This is a genomic window from Lysobacter enzymogenes, assembly GCF_023617245.1.
Classification (GTDB): Bacteria; Pseudomonadota; Gammaproteobacteria; order Xanthomonadales; family Xanthomonadaceae; genus Lysobacter; species Lysobacter yananisis.
Genome location: NZ_CP067396.1, coordinates 496,763 through 518,761, shown reverse-complemented (window position 1 = coordinate 518,761; position 21,999 = coordinate 496,763). Strand labels below are relative to the sequence as shown.

Here is a 21,999-nt window from a genome sequence, read left to right as displayed (position 1 = left end):
GATAAGCGCGATTTCCTTTAACAGGCAGCCACTTGCGCGGGCTTTGTCAGGCGCCCCGCAGCAATGGCCGGCAAAGTCCCGCCTGCCGCCCAGGCCGGCGCGCTCGCTAGACTGATGCGATGCCCGAGGCCCCGTTGCTCCCATCGCCCACCGTCTGGCGCATCGCCCTGCCGGTGCCGCTGCCGCGCCTGTTCGACTACCTGCCGCCGGCCGGCGACGCCGGCGGCGACCCGGTCGGCGCGCGGGTGCGGGTGCCGTTCGGGCGGCGCGAGCTGGTCGGGCTGGTCGCCGAGACCGGCGCGCCGGAGCCCGGCACCGACCCGGCCGCGCTCAAGCAGGTGCTGGCCCGGCTCGATCCGGAGCCGTTGCTGCACGGCGAGTTGCTGGAGTCGCTGCGCTGGCTGGCCCGCTACACCCACGCCCCGCTCGGCGAGGTCCTCGCCACCGCCCTGCCCGGCCCGCTGCGCCACGGCGAGCCGCTGCCGGACACCCACGCCTGGGCCTGGCGCCTGACCGAGGCCGGCGCCACCGCCCGGCCCGGCCTGCGCGCCGGCAAGCCGCGGCGGCTGTCGGACCTGCTCGACGAACATGGCGAACTCGACGAAGACCGCCTCGACGACCTGCTCGAGGACTGGCGCAGCGCCGCCCGCGCCCTGGCCAAGCGCGGCCACGCCGAACGCGTCGCGGTGCCGGCCGTCGCCCATGCGCCCGCGCCGCAACCCGGCCCGCCGCTCAACGACGAGCAACAGGCCGCGGTCGATTCGATCCTGGCCGCGCCCGGCTTCACCGGCCTGCTGCTCGACGGCGTCACCGGCAGCGGCAAGACCGAGGTCTACCTGCGCGCGATCGCCGACTGCCTGGCGCGCGGCAAGCAGGCGCTGGTGCTGGTGCCCGAGATCGGTCTGACCCCGCAGACCCTGGCGCGCTTCCGCGCCCGCCTCGGCATGCCGGTGCACGCGCTGCACTCCGGCCTGGCCGACGGCGAACGCGCGCGCACCTGGGCCGCGTTCGCGCGCGGCGAGGCGCGGGTCGCGGTCGGCACGCGCTCGGCGGTGTTCCTGCCGCTGGCCGAGCCGGGCCTGATCGTGATCGACGAGGAACACGACGGCAGCTTCAAGCAGCTCGACGGCATCCGCTACCACGCCCGCGACTTCGCCCTGGTCCGGGCCAAGGCGCTGGACGTGCCGGTGCTGCTCGGCAGCGCCACGCCGTCGCTGGAATCGCTGCGCAACGCCCAGGCCGGCCGTTACGGCCACCTGCGCCTGCTGCGCCGCGCCGGCCAGGCGCAGCCGCCGCGGGTGCGCGTGCTCGACGTGCGCAAGCGGCCGCTGCAGGCGGGTTTGTCGCCGGAACTGCTCGAACGCATCCACGCCGAACTGCGCGCCGGCGGCCAGGCGCTGGTGTTCAAGAACCGGCGCGGCTACGCCCCGGTGCTGCTGTGCCACGACTGCGGCTGGACCGCGCACTGCCCGCGCTGCAGCACCCCGCTCAAGCCCACCCCGATGACCGTGCACGCCGGCGGCCGCCGGCTGCAATGCCACCACTGCGGCACCCGCCGCCCCGCGCCCGACGCCTGCCCCGACTGCGGCGGCCTGGCCCTGCAATCGCAGGGCGCCGGCACCGAGCGCATCGAGGAATCGCTGGCCGCGCGGTTCCCGGATTTCCCGGTGCTGCGCATCGACCGCGGCACCACCCAGAAACGCGACGCGCTGGAGAAGCTGCTGGCCGAATTCGGCACCGCGCCGGGCGTGCTGGTCGGCACCCAAATGCTCGCCAAGGGCCACGACCTGGCCAACCTGACCCTCGTCGCGGTGGTCGGCATCGACGAAGGCTTGTTCAGCGCCGACTTCCGCGCGCGCGAAAAACTCGCGCAGCTGCTGATCCAGGTCGCCGGCCGCGCCGGCCGCGCCGAGAAGCCCGGCGAGGTGGTGCTGCAGACCCATCATCCCGAACACGAACTGCTGATCACGCTGTTGTCCGGCGGCTACCACGCCTTCGCCGAAGTCGAACTGGCCCAGCGCGAAGCCGCCGGCTTCCCGCCGTTCGCGCACATGGCGCTGATCCGCGCCGAAGCGCAGCAGGTGGAACTGGCCAACGCGTTCCTGGCGATGGCGCGGCGCGAACTGCAGCAAGCGGCCGCGCAGCGCGCGCGCCACGACGGCATCGAGCGCAGCGCGCTGGAGATCAACGGCCCGGTGCCCGCGCCGATGCCGCGCCGCGCCGGCTACCTGCGCGCGCAACTGATCCTGTCGGCGCCGCAACGGCGCGAACTGCACGCCGCGCTCGACGCCGCGCTGCCGGCGATCTATGCCGCGCCGGAAGCGCGCAAGGTGCGCTGGTCGCTGGATGTGGATCCGGCGGATCTGTACTGAGCCGCGCCGGCACGGCTGTTCCTTCAAGCGCTGCGGCCGCGGATCTGCAGCCTCCACAAAGCTTGCGCCGTAGTCGCTAATGGCGCGGTCGCGGTTCGCGCCGCTCCTACAGGGGCTCCGGCCGGTTTCGTCGCGGACTGTAGGAGCGACGCGAGTCGCGACCGCGAACCGGCGACTACGACGAAACTTGCGCCGCAGCAGCGACGGCGCGGTCGCGGCTTGCGCCAATCCCACAGGGGCTCCGGTCGCTTGCGCTTCAGACTGTAGGAGCTGCACGAACGGCGACCGCGAACGCTCGATTGCGATCAGACGCCGATACGCGCACGCCCCAATCGCCCCTTACCGAATATCGATCTTCAACGAAAACTTCGACACCGTGCCGCGGCGCGCGATGGCGCGGAACTGGTACACCTGGATGCGATAGGTGCCATTGGCCGGCAATACCGCGCTCTCGCTCGAACGCCCGTTCTGATAGTCGCTGCTCAGTTCCAGGCCGTCCGCGTCCGGGTCCGGCGTTCCGTTCGCGCGCGGCGGAAAGACGTTGACGGTGGCGTTGGTGCTGCCGGAGATCGTCAGGCGCAGGGTCTGACCGGCGCGGGCGACGACGAGGTACTCCACCGAGTCGTAGCCTTTGATGGCGCCCTTGACCGTGACGCCGGTGGTTCCCTTGGCGAACTTCACCGGCACGGTGACGACTTTGTCGGCCGCGCCGACGGCGCCGGCGGCGGTGGCGAGCGCCAGCGAGAGGACCGCGATTCGAGCGAAACGGGCAGGAGAAAAATGCATGCGGGTCTCTTCGGCGACAGGGAGGAACCGCGGAATCTACCGCACGCGCCTGAGCGCGGGTTGAAGTTTTTTCGCCGCGTTGCGAGCGCGTGCCCGCACTGCGCCGAATCGGCAGTCCGCATGCAGTCGCAATGCAGGCATGCAGCGATTGCGCAGCTATTTCTGCGCGTCGCCCAGCCCTTTTCGCCCTTGCCTTTGGCCACTGGCTTGCCCGCGCCATCGTGGGTCGGTTCCTTGGCCGCCTGGCCTTTGGACCGGTGATGGAGCAGCTGTCGCGACTGGGGCCTGGGCGAGCACGATTGCACGGCGCGGCCTGCTGGCGGCGAGCAAGCCGCGCTCGATGGGGCGGAACGCTGAGCGATCGCCCCGACTTCGCGCTCAGATCCGGTTACGACCCATGGCCACCTCGGCGTAATTCGTGGGCGCCGCGGTCTCGTTCGCTCTGCTGGGCGCCACCTGCATCGAGCCCAACTGATTCAGCGCATTGAGCGAGATCAACCCACCCGGCGCCGCCGGCGGATCGACTGCAATACCGCGATTGAGGCGTTCGCGCCGCGTCGCATTGCCAGCGATTTCCGCCGCGTTGCGCGCCGCCTGCGCCGCGCGCTCGGCGCGATGCGCCGAATCCTGCGCTTCATGCGCGGCCTTGGTATTGGCCGGCGACGGATGCCGCGAGCGACCATTCGGTATTTAGGTAAATGAAGAACCGACACTCTGCGCGGAATGCCGCGAAACGAGCCACAGGTACAGCGCGATGAATAATGAACGGGGTGCGTCGTGACACACTGGCGATTCGCGCGAACGAAATCCACCAGACGACAAGGAGCGGCCCGATGGCGAAGGAAGCAGCAAGCATGGATGAAGCGGCCGATGTCGCCGAAAGGATCGCCAGGGCGCCCACTGAAAACGTCGCGCGCCAGATGATCGAGTACGCGCGCAGCGTCGAGCCCGACGGCATGCTCAATATCCAGACCTTGACCGAAAGCATCCGGTTCATGCCGAAGGATCGTCAGGCCGAGATCACCCAGAAGATCTCCGAGATGATTCCGCCCGAAGAGGCCGGTTACCTGCGCAACGCGCTGGCCAAGCCGGATCCCTTCGCCGAGTACCGCGATGCCCATCGCAAAGGCCGCAACATGGCCTTCGCCCCGGAAGAGGCGGGAGTCGATGTGGACATTTCGATCAAGAACGGCGCCGGCCAGGAAGTGAGCCTGACCGACGGCAGCTACACGCAGGGCGCCGGCCCCATTTCCAAGAACCTGGAAACCGGCGAGGTCGGCGTTTCGGTGCCCACGCCCATTCCCGGGGTCGAAGCGAAGGTCGGGCACGGCCCCGGCGCGCTGCCCATGGATCCCAACCAGACCAAGGTCGGCGTCGGCGTGGGCGTCGAGGCCGGGGATATCGGCGTCGAGGCCAGCGTCACGGTGGGTTTGAAGCGGCCGAGTCCCGGCATGGACGGCGCCTGGATCCAGACCAACGAGAAAGGCCAAGCCGTCATGGCCGGGCATGCCCAGCGCACTTCGCGCACCGGCCAGTTCGGGCCGATCGTGGAAACCCGGGTGGTCGGGCCGGACGGCACCGTCACGCGCGCGGACGTCGAAGTCGAATCGAAAAAGATGGCCGAGGCCCTCGTCAATCCGGCGTGGACCGACGGGCGCGCGACCACGGGCGACAAGACGCCCGAGCAAGTCCAGCAGGAAGCGGTGTTCAAGCAACTCAAGGAAGGCATCCCGCCGGGCGATCAAGCGCTGTTCAACAAGCTGCGGGTACTGGCGCCGGCGGGTACGTCCTACGAGACGGTCGCCGAAGCCCTGCTGATCGCCAAGCACAACGGCATCAACGATCCCAAGGACCTCAGCGATGGGTATCGGGACGGAAACTCCTGGAAGCTGACCGGCCCCAAGGGCGACCTCGAACTGGCCATCCTGGACGCGCCCAAGCCCGATGTCGCGGACGTGCTGCATCGCTTGAAGACGGACACGTTCCCGCCGTCGCAGAATCCGCCCGCCGCGGCGCCCGCTGCCGACAGCGCCAAGCCGGAGGAGGCCCGCCAGCAGGCTGCGGCGGCCGCGCCTGCCGCTGCCACGCCGACCGCGAACGCCAGTGCGGTGTCGAGCCTGCTCGATGGCATGCTGGCCGGCGATCGCGCCGCCCTGGCCGCTGCGCGCGAGCAGCCGGCGGGACAGGACCTGCGTGCGTCGGCCGTAGCCGAAGCCGACCGGCAAGAGGCGGCGCAACGCGCGCAGACCCAGGCCGCGCCCGCACCGGAAATGGCGGCCGAATCGCCGGCCGCGCCTTCGCGTGGCGGCCGCTGACACGCAGGAAGGTTCCGGCCACTGGCGAGGCAAGGGCCGCACCCGGGATGCTCGGTGAGCGTCCGGCTTCGTTCTGAGCCGGACGCTCGCGGGAGACGGCGGCGGCGCAGCGGCTCGAACAGCACGCCGCGCTCGACGCCGCACCCGAAGCGCGCAAGGTGCACTGGTCGCTCGAAGTGGACTCCACCGATCTCTACCGAGCCGCACCCGTCCCCTGTAGGAGCGACGCGAGTCGCGACCGCGAAACCGCGCCTGCGACGCAAACGGCTACCCCGCGGTCGCGACTCGCGTCGCGCCTACAGCGGCCGTCCGCCGCGACACCGCGACCCCGGCGATACGTCCGCCGCGTTCGCTGCGAAATGCGATTACGCCTTCGTTTCCTCTTTGACCTTGGGCTTGCCCGCGCCGGCCTTGTCCGGTTCTTTGCCCGGTTCTTTGACCGCGTCCTTCGCCGCATCCTTGACCGCCTTGCTCTTGGGCTTGTCGCGGACCCACACGACTTTGTTATTGCGGCGAGTTTCGAACAACCCCGAAGCTTCGATCAGATCGCTGAGCTTGCGATAACCATAATTGCGCGAGTCGAACGACGCTTGGTTGGCGACCTGGTTGCCGACCGCGCCCAGGTGCGACCACCCGTCGTCGCCGCTGGCCGCTTCCACCGCGCGCCGCAGCATCCGCACCAGGCGGGTGTCGCTGCGCAGGTCCTGCGGGCTGCGCAGCGCCACCGTGGCCACGGTCTCGTCGGCCTGCACTTCCGCCGCCGGCTGGCCCAGCCCTTCGACGTAGGTGAACTTGGAGCAGGCGTTGACGAAGGGCTCGGGCGTTTTCTTTTCGCCGAAGCCGTAGACCTTGACCCCGTCGGTCAGCAGCCGCATCACCAGCGGGGTGAAGTCGGCATCGCTGGAGACGATCGCGAAGGCGTCGAGGTTGCGCGCGTACAGCAGGTCCATGGCGTCGATCACCATCGCCATGTCCGAGGCGTTCTTGCCCTTGGAATACGCGAATTGCTGGATCGGGCGGATCGCGTACTCGTGCAGCACCGCTTCCCAGCTTTTCAGGTTCGGGCTTTTCCAGTTGCCGTAGGCGCGGCGCACGTTGGCCGCGCCGTAGCGGGCGACCTCGGCCAGGATCACCTCGATCTTGGCCGCCGGCGCGTTGTCGGCGTCGATCAACAGGGCGATGCGTTTTTCTTCCGTGGCCACGGCCATGCGCTCAGCTCCCCGGCCGCGGCGCGGCCGTCCGCGCCAGCCTAGCGCAAGCCGGCGCGGGCGGCGATGCGCGCGGCCGCCAGTCAGAAGATAGCGCCGGTTTCATGACGGGCTAACCGCAATGGGCGAAAATGGCGCGGATACCTAACGACAGACCCCACTGCCCATGAGCAACCGACTCGAACAGCTGCGCCAACTCTCCGCCGTGGTCGCCGACACCGGCGACATCGAGGCCATCGCCCGCTTCCACCCGCTCGACGCCACCACCAATCCCTCGCTGCTGCTCAAGGCCGCGTCCCTGCCCGCGTATGCGCCGCTGATCGACGCCGCCGTCGCCCAGGCCCGCGGCGGCGACGCGCAGGCGCGCGTGGCCGACGCCGGCCTGCGCCTGGCGGTGGCCATCGGCAGCGAGATCCTCAAGCTGATCCCCGGCCGCGTGTCCACCGAAGTCGACGCGCGCCTGAGCTTCGACACCCAGGCCAGCCTCGACCAGGCGCGGCGCATCGTCGAGCTCTACGACGCCGCCGGCATCGGCCGCGACCGCCTGCTGATCAAGGTCGCCTCGACCTGGGAAGGCATCCGCGCCGCCGAGCAGCTCGAACGCGAAGGCATCCACTGCAACCTCACCCTGCTGTTCTCCTTCGCCCAGGCGGTGGCCTGCGCCGAAGCCGGCGTGTACCTGATCTCGCCCTTCGTCGGCCGCATCCTCGACTGGCACCTGGCCAACGGCGCGGCCAAGCCGGCCACGCCGCAGGACGACCCGGGCGTGCAGTCGGTCGCCCGCATCTGGAACTACTACAAGCGCCACGGCTACGACACCGTGGTCATGGGCGCCAGCTTCCGCAACGTCGGCCAGGTGCTGGCGCTGGCCGGCTGCGACCGCCTGACCATCTCGCCGGAACTGCTCGGCGAACTGGAAGGCAGCGACGGCGACGTGCCGCGCGCGCTCGAAGACGACGGCGCGCGCGCCGCGCCGGGCGAGCGCCTGGGCGAGGCCGCATTCCGCTGGCAGCACAACGAGGACGCGATGGCCACCGACAAGCTCGCCGACGGCATCCGCCGCTTCGCCGCCGACCAGCGCAAGCTCGAAGACCTGCTCGCGCAACGCTTGAACGGATGAGGAGGCCGCCATGTCCGATACCCGCAAGCATGTCGTCATCGTCGGCGGCGGCTTCGGCGGACTGTGGGCGACCCGCGCACTGGCGTCCGCGCCGGTGCGCGTCACCCTGATCGACCGCCGCAACCACCACCTGTTCCAACCGTTGCTGTACCAGGTCGCCACCGCCGGCCTGTCCTCGCCGGACATCGCCGCGCCGCTGCGCCACATCCTGCGCAAGCAGGCCAACGCGGAAGTGCGCCTGGGCGAGGTCGTCGGCCTCGACGCCGACGCGCGCTGCGTCGTCCTCGCCGACGGCGAGCGCATCGGCTACGACTTCCTGCTGCTCGCCAGCGGCGCCACCCACGCCTACTTCGGCCACGACGAATGGTCCGCGCACGCGCCGGGCCTGAAGACCCTCGACGACGCCCTGCACATCCGCCGCCGGGTGCTGCTCGCGTTCGAGCGCGCCGAGGCGGCGCAGACCGAGCAAGAACGCGCGGCGTGGCTGCACTTCGCCGTGGTCGGCGGCGGCCCGACCGGGGTCGAGCTGGCCGGCACCCTGGCCGAGATCGCGCACAAGACCCTGCGCCGCGAGTTCCGCCGCATCGATCCGGCGCAGGCGCGGGTGCGCCTGATCGAAGCCGGGCCGCGGGTGCTGGCGAGCTTTCCCGAATCGCTGTCGGAAAAGGCGCGCGCGCAGTTGCAGCGGCTCGGCGTGGAAGTCTCCACCGGCACGCCGGTGGGCTCGATCGACGCCAACGGCTACACCCTCGGCGCCGAGTTCGTTCCCGCGCGCACGGTGCTGTGGGCCGCGGGCGTGGCGGCCTCGCCGCTGGGCGCCCTGCTCGACGTCCCGCGCGACCGCGCCGGCCGCGTGCAGGTGCTGCCCGACCTCAGCGTGCCCGGCCGGCCGGAGATCTTCGTCGCCGGCGATCTCGCCAGCCTGCAGCAGGACGAAGGCAAGCCGGTGCCCGGCGTGGCGCCGGCGGCCAAACAGATGGGCAGCTACGTCGCCCGCACCATCCGCGCGCGCTTGGCCGGCAAGCCCGCGCCGCCGCCGTTCCGCTACGTCGACTTCGGCAACCTCGCCACCATCGGCCGCCGCGCCGCGGTGGTGGACCTGCACGGCTGGCATTTCTCCGGCGTGCTGGCGTGGACGTTCTGGCTGGCCGCGCACGTGTTCTTCCTGATCGGCTTCCGCAACCGCCTGATCGTGCTGCTCAACTGGTCGTGGGCGTACTACACCTACCAGCGCCACGCCCGCATCATCCTCGGCGGCGTGGACGACAAGTCCGCCAACGACGACGAGGACTGAGTCCAGGCCGGGCGGCGACGCAGGCCACGGTAAAAAAAGGGCGCCCGAGGGCGCCCTTTTTCGTTCGTGGCCAAGCGCCCGCTCAGGTGTATCCGTCGTAGTAGTAAGCCGTCGCCTGCACCTGCTGGCTCGCGCCGGTGTCCAGGTCGGTCACGGTGGCCTGCACGATCGCCACGCCGTCGCCGGCCAGGTCGGTCGTGATCGGCACCGCGCACGCGTTCTGGTTGGCGCAGGACGCGACGATCGCATTGGTCTCCAGATCGCGCCAGACGAAACCGTAGTTGCCGGCCGGCAGGCCGGTCACGCTGAACACCGCCACCGACGTGTGGTGCGCGCCGTTGGGCACCCACCACGAACTGCAGGTGTCGGGAGTGGGGATGTCGTAACGGAAGGTGTCGACGTAACACACCATGCCGGCGCCGGTAACGTTGCCGGCCTGCGCCGGCGCGACGTGGCCCATGGCCAGCGCCAGCGCGACCGCGCCCAGGCCGATGCTTGTATTGATGCGCATGAAACTCTCCTTGTCCGATATGCGTGATTCGATATCCGCCGCGCGCTACGGCGTTCGCCGCCGGCGCGCGGCGGCCGCGATCAGTTGTAGCCGTCCCAGTACCACGCCGTGGCATCGAGCGAACGCTGCGCGCCGGTGGCCGTGTCGGTCACCACCACGCGCGCGCGCGCCTCGCCGTCGCCGCGGGTCTCGGTGGCGATCGGAACGATGCAGTACTGCGCGTTGCCGCAACCCGACGGCGTCTGCCCGGTTTCCAGATCGGTCCAGGCGAAGCTGTAGTTGCCGGCCGTCAGGCCGGTCACCTCGAACATCGCCACCGACGGATTCGTCGCCGTGCCCGGCGTCCAGGTGCTGTGGCACCACTGCGCCTGCGGCACGTCGAAGGCGAAGGTGTCGACATAGCACGTCAGTTGCGCGCCGCTCAGGTCCCCCGCGCGCGCGGGCGCGACCGCGACCAACGACAACGCCGCGGCGAAGCCTGCCGCGATCAGCATCTTGCTCACTTCCATGACCCCCTCCTTTTGGTTTTAGACCGGCGCATGGCGCGGCCGGCGCCGCAGTCTTGAGCCGGCGCGCGGGCGCCGGCAAGGAGGACGCCGCATTGCTGCGACGCGGCTTGCAGTTCTCAACCGTCCGCGCGGCGCGGCGGCGGCGAAGTTGCGCGCCGGCGCAACCGCGAATGGCGCCGGCTCATGCCTGCGCGGGCTCGCGCTCGATCGCGCACAGGAAACAGCCGTAGCGCGCGTTGTGGGCATGGATCCGGGCCACGCGCGGATCGTCGAAGAGTTCCTGCACCGCCGCCTCGGCGTCGCGTCCTTCGAGCGCGCGCGCCTGCAACATCCAGCCGTCGGCGTCGTAAGCGCGCAGCGACAGATGGCGGGTGGCGAGGATCGACGGCAGCCGATTGCGCAGCGTCGGCGCGCGCACCGCGCCCTCGCGCACGAAGATCGGGCCGCTGGCGCGATACGGACCGTCGCAATCGTGGTGCTCGAAGGTCAACAGCAACAACCGCTCGCCGGGCGCGGCCTCGGCCAGCGAAACGCGGCAGGGATACCCGGTCGGCGAATCCGCCACGACCCGGCGCATGCCGTGCGCGCGCAGCGCGTCGTCGTCGAGCGCGAACAACGGCGCGAAAGCGTGCGGGGCGAGACCGTCGATTCGATAAGCGTGCATGGCCTGGGTTCCGGCGTGTGGGGACGGTGCCAACTTAGGCCGGCCGGGGCGGCGGCGATATCCGGGTCTTGCGGGGCGCGGGCATTGGTTTAGGCTGGCGGCCCGCGCGCAAGACGCGACTCGCCGACGAAGGACCGCATGAGCGCGCAGCGCAATCCGCCCCCGACTACGTACCCGCGTCCGCGCCGCCGTTCGACGCCGGCGTTGCTGCTGGCGCTGGCCGCGGCCGCCTGCGCCGGCGCGAACGCGGCCCCGCCTGGACTCCAGGCTCCCGTGCCCGCCGCGACACCGGCGGCAACCCGTGTGTCGGCCGAGGACTTCCTCGCCCAAGTCGGCGCCGAATCGCAAGCCGCCGACGACTTCGGCCGGCGCCACCTGCCGCTGCAGTTCTCCGGCCGCCTCGACCAGGCCGTGGCCGAACTGGTCGCCTACGCCGAACGCGGCGGCGCCGCGCGCCGCTTCGCCATCGGCAACATGCTGTGGGCGATAGCGCCCGACGCCTCGCTGAGCCTGCACCGCGGCGCCGACGCGCTGCAGCCGGAGCAACCGGAAATCCTGTTCGAGCTGGCCTTGCACTACACCCGCAAGGACGACTGCGCCGCCGCATTGCCGTTATGGGCGCGACTGCGCGCCGGGCCCGTCGGCATCCCGGCTACGGCCACCTATGTCGCCGCGTATTGCCATCTCGCACGCGGCGACCTGCGCGGCGCGGTCGCGATCGTGCGCGACAGCGACGTCGATTCGCACCACGTCGGCGCCGAGAAGATGTCGTACGAAGTCTTCGGCGGCCCCAGCGAACTGAGCCTTTTCGACCGCGACTACCGCCAGGCCGCGGGCGGCGACCGGGTCGCGCTCGAGCGCCTGCTCGCGCGCTCGTTCGATTGGCACGGCGACTGGTGGAACGCCGCGCCGCAAGCCTCGGCGCAGGACGCCGCGATCGCGCTGGCGCGCACGCAATGGGGGCCGCAACAACGCGCGCGCCAGCAATGGGATTGCCTGTGGCCCAAGCTGCGCGACAGCGCGCAGGCCTTCGGCTACGACGACCTCGAGCGGTGCCGGGTGATCGTCGGCGGTCATCCGCCGTCGGCCCATCCGTACCCGGCCAGCTCGGCGCTGGGACGGGTCGCGCTGGGCCGCGCGGTGGCGCGCGCCGTGCAGCCGCCGGATTTCGCCGCCCTGCTCGCCCGTCACGGCGACACGCTGCGCGAACGCGCCCGCAGCGAGGCCGGCGATCTGGAAGCGCTGCGCGTGCTGGCCTATCTGCAACAAAGCGCTGGCGACGCCGCCGGCCTCGCCGAGAGCGACGAACTGGGCTGGAAGCGCTATCGCGACGAACGCTTCGCGCGCAGCCGCATCCAGCACGCGGGCCCCACCGCGGGCGAGACGCAGGATCCGGCCTATCGCGCGATGCTGGCGCAGGCCGCGCGCGACTTTCCGCATTCGCCGCTGTATCCGATGCTGGCGGCGGCCGACCGCGCCGGCGATGGCGATCCGTCGGCCGCCGATCTCGCCCCCATCCTGCAGGCCGAGACCCGCACCCTGGACCTGAGCGTGCGCAGCGGCGGCCTGCGTTCGCATTCGCAGCTCAAGGCGCTGTATCGACTCTTGGACACGGTGCTGGAAAAAGAAGGCGTCCAGCCCGGCGGCTGAGCGCGTCGCTGCCTGGGTGAAAGCGATGGCGAGCGCCGCAGCGCGAGGCCCGATTCAACGAGGCTAGATTCAACGAGGCCAGATCCAACCAGGCCGGCGCCTGCCAAGCCAGCCACAACCAAGCCCGATCCGATCGCACACAAACAAAAACGGCCCGGGTCGCCCCGGGCCGTTCGTCGTTCCGATCCGCCGCGCGCTTAGGCCGCGAACAGGCCGCGCATCTTCTTCAGCGCGTTGGCCTCGATCTGGCGGATGCGCTCGGCGCTGACGCCGTACTCGTCGGCCAGTTCCTGCAGCGTGACCTTGCTGTCGGCATCCAGCCAGCGGCGCTTGACGATGTCGCGCGAGCGCGCGTCCAGCCCGGCCAGGCCCTCGCGCAGCAGCGCGAGCTGGTTGTCTTCCTCGTCCTCGCGCTCGTAGCTCTGCGAGGGGTCTTCCTCGGCGGCGCGCAGGTAGGCGGCCGGCGACGGCGGGGCGTGGTCGTCGTCCTCGTCGGCGGGCGCGTCGAAGCCGATGTCGCGGCCGGACAGGCGCGACTCCATCTCCAGCACTTCGCGCTCGGAGACGTTGAGGTCCTTGGCGACCTGGCTCACTTCTTCGGCGTTCATCCAACCCAGGCGCTTCTTGCTCTTGCGCAGGTTGAAGAACAGCTTGCGCTGCGCCTTGGTCGTGGCGACCTTGACGATGCGCCAGTTCTTGAGGATGAACTCGTGCATCTCGGCGCGGATCCAGTGCACCGCGAAGGAGACCAGGCGCACGCCCTGTTCGGGGTCGAAGCGCTTGACAGCCTTCATCAGGCCGATGTTGCCTTCCTGGATGAGGTCGCCGATCTGCAGGCCGTAGCCGTTGTAGCCGCGGGCCACGTGGACCACGAAGCGCAGATGGGAATGGACGAGTTCGCGGGCCGCGTCGAGGTCTTCCTCGTCGCGGAAACGGCGGGCCAACGCCTGCTCGTCCTCGGCGGTCAGCACCGGGATCTGGTGCACCGCGCCGATGTACGCGTCCAGCGAACCGAGCGCGCTGGGCACAGGCAGGTTGTTGGCGACAAGAGCGGAGGATTGGGCGATAGAGGTCATGTCGGCGATCTTAGCAGTCGGCCTATCGGACTGCTAAAGGGTGGGGAAGTTCCGCAGTGTTGCGCGTTTGGAACGGCCAGGACGGCGGAAAAACGGCTGGCGTTCAGACTGACGGGAGTGTCCGGGAGCGGGCGTGGCCGGGTCGTCGTGAGGCGATGACGACGCCGTAAAAACAGCCTTTCGGATCAGTGGCTTGGCTCGGCAGCGATGCGCCTGGACGGGTTTGGCCGAACCCAAGCCCGGCCAGTTTTCGCGAGCCCTCATGAGACCTGAAACGGCCGCGAAAGTTCCCGCGCCCGACCGGAGCGCCTTCTCGGTTGAGGCCGGCGGAGCCGGCGTTCTCGCCTGCCCACCCCTGTGCCGGCAGTCCCGGACAGGCACCGCCTGATCGCCCGACTGACTCTACGACGTGCGCGCCCGGCACCTGAACGGGGAAAGCGTTGACACCTTTGGGCTGAAACAGCACGTAACAGCAAGCATTCCATCACAGTTTCGCAATGATTCCGGTTGCTTTCGCGCTTGCGACCGCTTTGCCGAATTGGGCGTACTGAGCGTGCGCCGGCCGCCTGCGCCGGCCCGACCCGGGGAGCTCTCATGATCAGCACGTCCACCCGCCGCGTCCTGCGGCGCCGCCCGCTTTTGACCGCTCTGGCCGTGGCCCTGGCCGCGCCGGCCTTCGCTCCCGCCGCGCTCGCCCAGGACGCCGCCGCGCCGGCGCCCGCACCGGCGCCGGCCGAGCGCAAGGCGACCGAACTGGAGGGGATCAAGGTCACCGCCTCGCGCATTCCGCGCTCGGGCTTCGACACCCTCGAACCGGCCAGCGTGGTGTCCAGCGAATCGGTGCGCGAGCGTGGCATGACCAACGTCGCCGACGCGCTCAACCAGACCGTCGGCTTCGGCATCGGCCAAACCCCGGAAGGCGGCCAGGCCAACTTCGCCGGCGGCGTCAATTTCGTGAACCGCTTCGGCCTGGGCAGCAACCGCACCCTGACCCTGGTCAACGGCCGGCGCGTGGTGACCTCGCGCGCGTTGACCAACTTCGGCGCGTCCGCCGGCGCCCAGGTCGACCTCAACGCGATCCCGGTGCAGATGATCGACCGGGTCGAGAACGTCGCCATCGGCGGCGCGCCGACCTACGGCTCCGACGCCATCGCCGGCGTGGTCAACGTGATCCTCAAGGACCGCTTCCAGGGCGTGGAGGCCAACTTCAACTACGGCATCAGCGACCACGGCGACAACGAGCGGCTGGGCTACAGCTTCCTGGCCGGCGCCGATTTCGCCGACGGCCGCGGCAACCTCATGGTCGGCGGCTCCTACGACGACAGCCAGGGCCTGCTGCGCTCGGACCGCACCGACTTCGCCCGCGCCTACGCCTTCCCCGCCAATCCCAACGCCGCGCAGATGCGGACCAACCAGCCCGGCCGCAACCCCGAGAGCGACGGCCGCGTGCACGGCAACATCCCGTTCGACACCGGCCCGAACGACGGCATCCCCGGCACCGTGCTGATCCGCGACGCGCGCACCTTCACCAACACCTTCGGCGGCCTGATCCTGCCGGTCAGCGGCGCGGTCACCCTGCCCGGCGGCGCGCTGCGCGGCTTCGGCCCGGGCGAGCGCACCTACCTGCAATTCGCGCCGAACGGCAACATCGTGCCCTACGACCCGGGCGTGAACTTCGGCACCAGCACGGCCTCCGGCGGCCAGGGCCTCAACACCGCCGACATCACCGCGCTACTGACCAGCCTCAAGCGCCAGACGGTCAACGTGGTCGGCCATTACGACGTCGCCGACAACGCGCGCCTGTTCGTCGAGGCGATGCACTACCACGCCGACGCCTATTCGCCGACCGACATCGGCACCACCGGCAACACCACCGCCGGCACCCGCCTCAACAGCGCGCTGATCGTGCAGTCGACCCACCCGCTGCTCAACGACCAGGCGCGCCAGCAGCTGTCGGCGCTGGGCATCCGCAGCTTCCGCCTGGCCCGCACCTCGGCCGACCTGGGCCTGACCCCGGACCGCACCGAGACCGACATCGACCGCATCGTGGTCGGCGCGCGCGGCGACTTCGAGCTGTGGTCGAAGCCGTTCGACTGGGAAATCTCGGCCAACTACGGGCGCATGCAGGCGACCACTTCGTCGACGGCGCTGAACCAGCAGAACTTCATCAACGCCATCAACGTGCGCAACGTCGGCGGCCGCCTGGTGTGCGACCCGACCGCCGGCAACGCGCTGTACGCCGCCAGCGCCGGCGCCAACTCCAATCCCATCGCCGATCCCAACTGCGTGCCGCTGGACCTGTTCGGCCAGGGCCGGCCCTCGGCCGAGGCGATCCGCTACGTCACCGGCACCGCGCGCACCGACTTCGAGCAGAAGCAGAAGGTGTTCAGCGCCTTCGTCAGCGGCCCGGTCGCCGAACTGTGGAGCGGCCCGCTCAACGTCGCGCTGGGCTACGAGCACCGGATCGAGGAAGGCGGCTTCACCCCCAACGACTTCACCCGCCGCGGTCTCGGCCGTTCGGTCGCGATCCCGCCGCTCAACGGCAAGTACCACACCAACGAGTACTACGTCGAAACGATGCTGCCGCTGGTCTCGCCCGACGCCGGCATCCCGGGCCTGCGCCGGTTCGACATCACCGGCAAGTTCCGCCGCGTCGACAACAGCGTCAACGGCGGCTTCAACGCCTACACCTACGGCCTGCAGTGGGAGCCGATCGAGGGCCTGCAGATCCGCGGCAACAAGACCCGCTCGCTGCGCGCGCCGGTGATCACCGAGTTGTTCCTGCCGCAGGTGGAGCTGTTCCAGGCCACCTCCGATCCCTGCGACCGCCGCAACGTCACCGGCGGCCCGAATCCGGCCGCGCGCGCGCGCAACTGCGCCGCGTTCTACCAGCAGTACGGGCTCAACCCGGTCGACTTCCAGCAGAACAGCGCCAACTCGCGCGCCGCGCGCCAGGGCGAGCCGAACCTGCGCAACGAGGCGGCCGATTCGTGGACCGCCGGCTTCGTCTGGCAGCCGGAGTTCGTCAAGGGCCTGCGCCTGGCGGTGGACTACAACGAGGTCAAGCTCAAGGACCAGATCTTCGCCCAGAGCGTCAACGACGTGCTGTCGGCCTGCTACGACAATCCCGACTTCGCCGCCGGCAACGTCAACACCGCCAACTATTACTGCCAGCAAATCCAGCGCCGGCCCGACGGCCAGTTCGACATCGTCGCGGTGCGCTACCGCAACGGCGACTTCATCCACTTCCAGGGCATCACCGGCGAGTTGGCCTACCGTTGGGACGCCGGCGACTGGGGCCGTTTCGACTTCAGCGCCAACGCGCTGTGGGTCAAGCGCTTCGAGAGCTCGACCACCGGCGTGACCGTCGACGACGACGTCGGCGAGATCGGCATGGCCGAGCGCCAGTACCAGTTCGGCGTGGACTACCAGAAGAACAAGCTCGGCCTGAACTTGAACGCGCGTTACTTGAGCGCCTCGGTGTTCAACAACGAGAACACCGTGGAGACCTCCGACGTGCTGCGCGCGCCGTCGTACTGGCTGCTCGGCGCCGGGGTGAACTACCGCTTCACCGACAACGTGCGGGTCAACTTCGCGGTGCAGAACCTGCTCGACAAGGACCCGCCGCTGGGCACCACGCCGAGCGAGGTCGGCGTCGGTACCTACGACATCCTCGGCCGGCGCTACAGCATGAGCGTGACGTACCGGTTCGATTGATGCAGGGGCGAGCCGCCCGGCCCGCTTGCTCCGGCGATACCGCCATCGGCCCGGACGCGGCGCGTCCGGGCCGACGCGGTGCTAGGCTGCCGGGCGTTGCCCGCGCCCGCGCCCGCGCCTGATGCTCCAGCGCCGCCTCCAACACGATCGAACCGGCTGCGGCCTGGCCTGCGTGGCGATGCTGGCCGGGATCGGCTATGCCCAGGCGCGCACCCTGGCGCGGGCGCTGGCGATCGGTCCGCGGCCGTATCGCTATCGCGCCGGCGGCGGCCTGCGCACGGCGCGCGAGGGCTGGCTGACCGATGCGCGGCAATTGCGGCGGATGCTGGCGGTGCTGCGCATCGGCAGCGGCGGCGAACGCGCGGTGAGCGCCTGGCGCGACTGCGACGGCGACGGCCTGGTCGCGATCAACGCGCGCGCGGACGGCACCTGGCATTGGGTGGTGTACCTGCACGATCCGGTCTCGCCGCGCGTGCTCGATCCGAATCCGCGCGTGCGCCGCGGCGAACGCCGCGATTTCGGCCGGATGCGGCCGGTGCGGTTCGTGCCGGTGACGTTGCACGAAGCCTCCATGTAGAAGCGGCGCGCGCCGCGACCGCAGCAACGCGACTGCGGCGATGCTTTCGGCGCGAACGGCTGCAACGCGGTCGCGGCTTGCGCCGCTCCTACAGGGAGCGACCGCAGGCTGCGCGGATCGCGCTCACTGCGCGCCGATGCCCGCCAACGAACGCGCGAACGCGCGCGTCGCCGGGCGGATCTGCTCGACGTCGGCGACGCCGTAGCCGAACGCGATGGCCGGTTGCGCCGGCGCGCTCATCGCGTATTCGGCGATCGACTGCGCCCCGGGCAGGTGCCGCGGCAGCCGCGCCAGGATCGCCGGGGCCAGGGCCGGATCGCGGATGCGCGCGGCCAGGTGCATGCCGGCTTCGCACGGAATCGGCTGCAGCCACGGCGCCAGTTCGGCGTCCAGCGCCGCCAGCAGCGCCTCGCGCCGCGGCGCGTACACCGCGCGCATGCGCCGCACGTGGCGCGCCAGGTGGCCGTCGCGGATGAAGGCAGCGAGCACCGACTGGGTGATCGTGTCGCTGTGCGAATCGGCGCAGTGCTTGACCGTCGCCAGCGCGTCGCGCGCCCAGCGCGGGGCGACGATGAAGCCCTTGCGCAACGACGGGAACAGGCTCTTGGAGAAGGTGCCGATGTAGAACACCAGGCCGTCGCGGTCGAGCGTCTGCAGCGCGTCGAGCGGGCGGTGGCCGAAACGGAACTCGCCGTCGTAGTCGTCCTCGATCACCAGCGCGTTGCGGCGGCGGGCGAAGTCGAGCAGCGCGCGGCGCCGGCGCAGCGACAGCGCCACGCCGGTCGGCGACTGGTGCGAGGGGGTCACGCTGATCACCCGCGCGTCCTCGGGCAGAAGGTCCACGCACAAGCCTTCTTCGTCCACCGGTATCGGCAGCAGCCGCGCGCCGGCCGCGGCGAAGGCGGCGCGCACCGGCGGGTAGCCGGGCTCCTCCACCGCCACCCGGGTTTCGCCCGGCGTCACCAGCAGCCGCGCCAGCAGGTCGAAGGCCTGCTGCGCGCCGGAGGTCACCACCACGTCCTCGCCGCCGCAGGCGACCGCGCGGGCGAACGCCACGTGCTGGGCGATCGCCTCGCGCAGTTCGGCGATGCCTTCCGAGGGCGGATAGCTGAAACCGGTCCGCGACCACGCCCGCAGCGTTTGCGCCGACAGCCGCCGCCAGATCTCGTGCGGGAAGTGGCGATGGTCGGGAATGCCGAGGCGGAAGCAGCGCTCGGGCAGGTCGCGCGGCGGCTCCGGGCGCAGGAACGGCGTGCGCCAGAGCGGGTTCAGGCGCGGGTCTTCCGGGCCGGCGGACAGGCGCCGCGGCGCGCGCCGGTCGCGGCGCGCGGCGACGTCGGCGACCACCGCCTTGGCGCCGCGGCGCGGCGCGAGGTAGCCCTCGGCGATCAACAGGTCGTACGCGGCGACCACGGTGTTGCGGGCGACGCCCAGGCCGGCGGCGACCCGGCGCGTGGCCGGCAGCGCCGCGCCCGCGGCGAGCCGGCCGTCGAGGATGGCCGCGCGCAATTGCTGGTGCAGTTCGTGGGTCAGCTGGCCGTGGCCGCGCGCCGGCAGGTCCAGCGGGAACTCGAAGACCGGGCCGTCCGGATCGCCGGCCGCGGACGCGGCGGCGTCGAAAACTGGTTCCATGGATTCCGTCCGATTTGGACCAACGCGGGCGCCAGCGTACTCCTAAGCTGGCTCCCTGGAAGCGGCCCCTCGCCGCCGCGGACGCCGCCGAGATGATCGACCTCCACTACGCCGCCACCCCCAACGGCCTGAAGCTGCGCCTGTACCTGGAAGAGACCGGGCTGGCGCACCGGATCGTGCCGGTGAAGCTCTCCGCCGGCGAGCAGTTCGCGCCGCAGTTCCTGGCGATTTCGCCGAACAACAAGATCCCGGCGATCCTCGACCACGCGCCGGCCGACGGCGGCGCGCCGCTGCCGGTGTTCGAATCCGGCGCGATCTTGCTGTACCTGGCGCGCAAGACCGGGCTGCTGTGGCCGCAGGGCGAACGCGCGCAGTTGCAAGCGACGCAGTGGCTGTTCTGGCAGATGGCCGGGCTCGGGCCGATGGCCGGGCAGGCCGGGCACTTCCGCGCGCACGCGCCCGAAGCGGTGCCGTATGCGATCGACCGCTACACCCGCGAAGCCGCGCGGCTGTACGGCGTGCTCGACCGGCGTCTGCACGGGCGCGAGTTCGTCGCCGGCGACGAACTGTCCATCGCCGACATCGCCTGCTATCCGTGGGTGGTGCCGCATGCCGGGCTCGGCCACGACCTGAGCGCAACGCCGGACCTGCAGCGCTGGTTCGACCGCATCCGCGCGCGGCCGGCGACGCAACGCGCATATGCCGGCGTCGAGGACCCGTACGCGAAGCCGGCCAACTTCACCCAGGCCGAGCGGCAGACGCTGTTCGGCCAGGGCGCGCAAGGCTGACGCGCCGCTGTCGTGGGAGGGACTTCAGTCCCGACGCTGTCGTGCCCGATCGCGGCGACCGGAAAGGAAAGCGTCGGGACTGAAGTCCCTCCCACACAAGCCAAGCCAAGCATCAAACCCTAATCGGCCACGAGTCGGCCAGGGCGACAAACCCCGAACGCCGCGCTTTTGTGGGAGGGCCTTCAGGCCCGACACTCTCGTGCCCGATCGCCGCGACCGGAAAGGAAAGCGTCGGGACTGAAGGCCCTCCCACACAAGCCAAGCCAAGCATCAAACCCTGGTCGGCCACGAGTCGGCCACGAGTCGGCCAGGGCGACAAGCCCCGAACGCCGCGCTGTCGTGGGAGGGCCTTCAGGCCCGACGCTCTTGCGCCCGATCGCTGCGACCGGAAAGGAAAGCGTCGGGACTGAAGTCCCTCCCACACAAGCCAGGCATACCCCGTCCTGTCGCGAGGCCCGCCATGCCCTGCCCCATCTGCGAAACCTGCGGCACCCAGTTCGCCGAATCCGCCGCGCCGCCCGTGCATTGCCCGGTCTGCGAGGACGAGCGCCAGTACGTCGGCTGGAACGGCCAGCGCTGGACCACGATGGAATCGCTGGCCCAGCGTCACCGCCTGCGCATCGACGACGACGCCGGCGTGCTCAGCCTGAGCATGTCGCCCGGCTTCGCCATCGACCAGCGCGCGATGTTCCTGCCCACCGGCGCCGGCAACATCCTGTGGGAGACGCTGTCGCTGGTCACCGACGAGGCAGTGCAGGCGCTGCGCGCGCTCGGCGGCGTCGACCTGATCGCGATCTCGCACCCGCACTTCTACGCGTCGATGGTCGAATGGAGCCGCGCGTTCGGCGACGTCCCGATCTACCTGCACGAGGCCGACCGCGAATGGGTGCAGCGGCCCTCGCCGGCGATCCGCTGGTGGCGCGGCGACGAACTGGCGCTGTCCGACGATGTCGTGCTGATCCGCTGCGGCGGCCACTTCGACGGCAGCACCGCGCTGCACTGGCGCCGCGACGGCGCGCGCGGCGCGGCGCTGTTCCCCGGCGACGCGCTGCAGGTCGTCTCCGACCGCCGCCACACCACCTTCATGTACAGCTATCCGAACTACATCCCGATGAAGCCGGCCGACGTGCGCGCGATGCGCGAACGCATCGACCGCTTCGCGTTCGAGGACGTGTACGGCTACAGCCTGGGCCGCAACATCCTCGGCGGCGGCCGCGCCGCGGTGGATGCCTCGTTCCAGCGCTATTTCGACGCGATCGCCGGCTGAGCCCGGCCGCCCACGCCCCACGAGGAACCGCCATGGCTTCCGGCTTCGACGCCCTGCACGACTACCTGCCCGCGCGCATCGGCGCCCGCGCGCAACTGCCGTGGATTCCCGCCGACACGCCCGGCAAGTACTCCAAGCCGCTGCGCTTCTTCGCCGACGACCGCGGCTTCGTCGAACTGTTGCGCATGGACCCGGGCCTGGCGATGCCGCTGCACCGCCACACCGGCGAGGTCCACGCCTACAACCTCAGCGGCACCCGTCAGCTGTGCACCGGCGAACTGATCGGACCGGGCGATTACGTCTACGAACCGCCCGGCAACGTCGACTGGTGGAAGATCGTCGGCGACGAACCGATGATCGCGCTGGTGGTGGTGATGGGCGCGGTCGAGTTCCTCGGCCCCGGCGGCACGGTGCGCCTGCGCGCCACCGCGCAGAGCCAGCGCGCCGCGTACGAGCGCTATTGCCGCCAACAACGGCGGCCGGCGCTGGACCTCACCGACCGCTGAGCGCGCG

The 21,999-nt window shown here is 70.7% G+C and carries 18 protein-coding genes and 2 pseudogenes; 10 read left to right on the top strand and 10 right to left on the bottom strand.

The window, feature by feature from the left end; translation table 11 throughout:
- The first annotated feature begins 119 nt into the window (after nt 1-119).
- Nucleotides 120-2,372, top strand: coding sequence for a primosomal protein N' (locus JHW41_RS02110; protein WP_428995444.1), 2,253 nt, complete (start codon nt 120-122; stop codon nt 2,370-2,372).
- 339 nt (nt 2,373-2,711) lie between these two features.
- Here the strand turns inward: JHW41_RS02110 and JHW41_RS02105 are convergent, their stop codons facing one another.
- Complete coding sequence (locus JHW41_RS02105; RefSeq protein ID WP_250448857.1) at nt 2,712-3,158, bottom strand: g-type lysozyme inhibitor; 447 nt, start codon at nt 3,156-3,158, stop codon at nt 2,712-2,714.
- Between the two features lie 833 nt (nt 3,159-3,991).
- Between JHW41_RS02105 and JHW41_RS02100 the strand changes: the two genes are divergently transcribed.
- Nucleotides 3,992-5,473: a hypothetical protein gene (locus tag JHW41_RS02100; RefSeq protein WP_250448856.1), complete on the top strand. Its 1,482-nt coding sequence runs from the start codon at nt 3,992-3,994 to the stop codon at nt 5,471-5,473.
- Nucleotides 5,474-5,838: 365 nt separating this feature from the next.
- Here JHW41_RS02100 and JHW41_RS02095 read toward each other — a convergent pair whose 3' ends face one another.
- Nucleotides 5,839-6,681, bottom strand: coding sequence for an NYN domain-containing protein (locus JHW41_RS02095; protein WP_057949377.1), 843 nt, complete (start codon nt 6,679-6,681; stop codon nt 5,839-5,841).
- A gap of 166 nt (nt 6,682-6,847) precedes the next feature.
- On the opposite strand from JHW41_RS02095, the gene tal reads away from it, so the two are divergent.
- Nucleotides 6,848-7,801, top strand: coding sequence for a transaldolase (gene tal, locus JHW41_RS02090; RefSeq protein WP_250448855.1), 954 nt, complete (start codon nt 6,848-6,850; stop codon nt 7,799-7,801).
- A 10-nt stretch (nt 7,802-7,811) separates the two neighbouring features.
- On the top strand, nt 7,812-9,095 hold the full coding sequence (locus JHW41_RS02085) for an NAD(P)/FAD-dependent oxidoreductase (RefSeq protein ID WP_250448854.1): 1,284 nt from the start codon (nt 7,812-7,814) through the stop codon (nt 9,093-9,095).
- An 82-nt stretch (nt 9,096-9,177) separates the two neighbouring features.
- Here JHW41_RS02085 and JHW41_RS02080 read toward each other — a convergent pair whose 3' ends face one another.
- From JHW41_RS02080 to JHW41_RS02070, 3 genes are all read right to left on the bottom strand, one after another.
- Nucleotides 9,178-9,606 (bottom strand): hypothetical protein, encoded by a 429-nt coding sequence (locus JHW41_RS02080; RefSeq protein ID WP_057949380.1) that lies wholly within the window; start codon nt 9,604-9,606, stop codon nt 9,178-9,180.
- 80 nt (nt 9,607-9,686) lie between these two features.
- Nucleotides 9,687-10,115 carry a hypothetical protein gene (locus tag JHW41_RS02075; protein ID WP_250448853.1) on the bottom strand — a complete coding sequence of 143 codons (429 nt, stop codon included), beginning with the start codon at nt 10,113-10,115 and terminating at the stop codon, nt 9,687-9,689.
- 181 nt (nt 10,116-10,296) lie between these two features.
- On the bottom strand, nt 10,297-10,779 hold the full coding sequence (locus JHW41_RS02070) for a DUF1203 domain-containing protein (protein ID WP_250448852.1): 483 nt from the start codon (nt 10,777-10,779) through the stop codon (nt 10,297-10,299).
- Nucleotides 10,780-10,917: 138 nt separating this feature from the next.
- On the opposite strand from JHW41_RS02070, the gene JHW41_RS02065 reads away from it, so the two are divergent.
- Nucleotides 10,918-12,429: a hypothetical protein gene (locus JHW41_RS02065; RefSeq protein WP_250448851.1), complete on the top strand. Its 1,512-nt coding sequence runs from the start codon at nt 10,918-10,920 to the stop codon at nt 12,427-12,429.
- A 197-nt stretch (nt 12,430-12,626) separates the two neighbouring features.
- Here JHW41_RS02065 and rpoH read toward each other — a convergent pair whose 3' ends face one another.
- A complete protein-coding gene (gene rpoH / locus JHW41_RS02060; protein ID WP_057949384.1) occupies nt 12,627-13,505 on the bottom strand; it encodes an RNA polymerase sigma factor RpoH in 879 nt (292 codons plus the stop codon).
- 594 nt (nt 13,506-14,099) lie between these two features.
- On the opposite strand from rpoH, the gene JHW41_RS02055 reads away from it, so the two are divergent.
- Together JHW41_RS02055 and JHW41_RS02050 are read left to right on the top strand one after the other, a co-directional pair.
- The gene (locus JHW41_RS02055; RefSeq protein WP_250448850.1) at nt 14,100-17,222 is read left to right on the top strand and encodes a TonB-dependent receptor domain-containing protein; all 3,123 of its coding nucleotides are present in this window, start codon (nt 14,100-14,102) and stop codon (nt 17,220-17,222) included.
- Between the two features lie 121 nt (nt 17,223-17,343).
- The gene (locus JHW41_RS02050) at nt 17,344-17,799 is read left to right on the top strand and encodes a hypothetical protein (RefSeq protein ID WP_057949386.1); all 456 of its coding nucleotides are present in this window, start codon (nt 17,344-17,346) and stop codon (nt 17,797-17,799) included.
- 123 nt (nt 17,800-17,922) lie between these two features.
- Here the strand turns inward: JHW41_RS02050 and JHW41_RS02045 are convergent, their stop codons facing one another.
- Nucleotides 17,923-19,431, bottom strand: a complete 1,509-nt coding sequence (locus JHW41_RS02045) for a PLP-dependent aminotransferase family protein (RefSeq protein ID WP_250448849.1) — start codon at nt 19,429-19,431, stop codon at nt 17,923-17,925.
- Nucleotides 19,432-19,523: 92 nt separating this feature from the next.
- Between JHW41_RS02045 and JHW41_RS02040 the strand changes: the two genes are divergently transcribed.
- Nucleotides 19,524-20,219, top strand: coding sequence for a glutathione binding-like protein (locus tag JHW41_RS02040; protein WP_250448848.1), 696 nt, complete (start codon nt 19,524-19,526; stop codon nt 20,217-20,219).
- An 11-nt stretch (nt 20,220-20,230) separates the two neighbouring features.
- Here JHW41_RS02040 and JHW41_RS26225 read toward each other — a convergent pair.
- A pseudogene (locus JHW41_RS26225) lies at nt 20,231-20,302 on the bottom strand (DUF6053 domain-containing protein); the annotation flags it as partial.
- Here JHW41_RS26225 and JHW41_RS26220 point away from each other — a divergent pair.
- Entirely contained in the window at nt 20,268-20,342 is a 75-nt protein-coding gene (locus JHW41_RS26220) for a DUF6053 domain-containing protein (RefSeq protein ID WP_428995615.1), read from the top strand. The pseudogene JHW41_RS26225 and the gene JHW41_RS26220 overlap by 35 nt on opposite strands.
- On the opposite strand, the gene JHW41_RS26215 is transcribed toward JHW41_RS26220, so the two are convergent.
- Both JHW41_RS26215 and JHW41_RS26210 read right to left on the bottom strand, forming a co-directional pair.
- Complete coding sequence (locus JHW41_RS26215; RefSeq protein WP_428995614.1) at nt 20,332-20,427, bottom strand: DUF6053 domain-containing protein; 96 nt, start codon at nt 20,425-20,427, stop codon at nt 20,332-20,334. The genes JHW41_RS26220 and JHW41_RS26215 overlap by 11 nt on opposite strands.
- 127 nt (nt 20,428-20,554) lie before the next feature.
- Nucleotides 20,555-20,629 (bottom strand): annotated as a pseudogene (locus JHW41_RS26210) (DUF6053 domain-containing protein); the annotation flags it as partial.
- Between JHW41_RS26210 and JHW41_RS26205 the strand changes: the two are divergent.
- Complete coding sequence (locus JHW41_RS26205; RefSeq protein ID WP_428995613.1) at nt 20,595-21,992, top strand: cupin domain-containing protein; 1,398 nt, start codon at nt 20,595-20,597, stop codon at nt 21,990-21,992. The pseudogene JHW41_RS26210 and the gene JHW41_RS26205 sit on opposite strands and share 35 nt — an antisense overlap.
- Nucleotides 21,993-21,999 lie beyond the last annotated feature (7 nt).